At 63.0% G+C, this 1,064-nt stretch carries 2 protein-coding genes; both read right to left on the bottom strand.

What is annotated here, in order from left to right:
- The coding region (locus JK364_RS54370) for a beta-ketoacyl synthase N-terminal-like domain-containing protein (RefSeq protein WP_201858871.1) at window positions 1–237 on the bottom strand (237 nt) is incomplete at its 3' end.
- 55 nt (window positions 238–292) lie between these two features.
- Window positions 293–1,064, bottom strand: a 772-nt coding sequence (locus JK364_RS54365; protein WP_230993988.1) for a phosphopantetheine-binding protein, incomplete at its 5' end; no start/stop codon positions are given.

Raw genomic sequence — 1,064 nt, 5'->3', positions numbered from 1 at the left:
ACCCTCCAAATCCCAACCACGATCCACCGGAAAACCGGAAATAGCGTCCGCCCCACCGGCCACCAAATCCCACAACCCCTCTGGCGAAACCACACCACCCGGATACCGACACCCCACCCCCACAATCGCAATCGGCTCCCGCGCGCGCTCCTCAACCTCGCGCAGGCGCCCCCGAGCCTCACGCAGGTCAACAGTGGCTCGCTTGAGGTACGTACGTAGCTGCGCCGCGTCCGCCATCGAGGAATTGCCTTCCTAGAAGATGTGGGCCAAGGATTCAGAGGAGCTATTCGTGCTACAGGTCGCCGTCGAGGAGTTCGAACAGCTCTTCATCAGTCGCTGCTTCAATGCTTTCGGCGTCGGCGACATCACCCGTGCCGCGCTGCTTGAACTGAGCCAGAACATCCGTCAATCGACCAGCCGCCATGGAATGCTCCTCGTCGGCAAGGAAAACGTTGCCGAGCATCGTGTGGAGCTTCTCGATCTCCGCCAGTACGCCGTGTGCGCTGTTCCGTTCCGTTTTCGAGACACTGTCACCCAGGCGTGAGGCCAGATACTTCGCGAGAGCCATGGAAGTCGGGTGATCGAAGACCACGGTGGTGGGCAGCCGAAGACCTGTTGCCGTGCCGAGGTGATTGCGTAGTTCCACCGCGGTGAGGGAATCCAAGCCCATTTCGAGGAGCCCACCCTCCGCGTCGATGTCGTGAGGGTCGGTTCGTCCCAATACGGTGGCAAGGTGGGTACGGACCAGGTCGAGCAGCAGTTGCTCCCGCTCTTCGGGAACGGCCATGGCGATTCGCTCGCGCCACTCAGTGCCCGAGCCATCATCGTGCCCGGCCGCTGCCTTACGGACCGGCCTGCGCACCAGCTGACGCAGCACCGGCGGTACCGGTACCGGCCGATCCCCCAACGCCTTCAGATCCATCCGAACCGGCAGCACCACAGCACGGCCCGCATGCATCGACCGATCAAACAGCGCCAAGGCATCTTCGGTAGCCATCGGCACGATTCCCGAGCGGTGTGCACGGGCCGCATCAGCAGCGCTGAGGTTTTGGGTCATCCCGCTC

This window comes from Streptomyces endocoffeicus, assembly GCF_016741935.1.
In the GTDB taxonomy this organism is placed as follows: Bacteria; Actinomycetota; Actinomycetes; order Streptomycetales; family Streptomycetaceae; genus Streptomyces; species Streptomyces endocoffeicus.
Note: the sequence above shows the minus strand (reverse complement) of the source record. Positions and strands in the feature narration are given on the sequence as shown.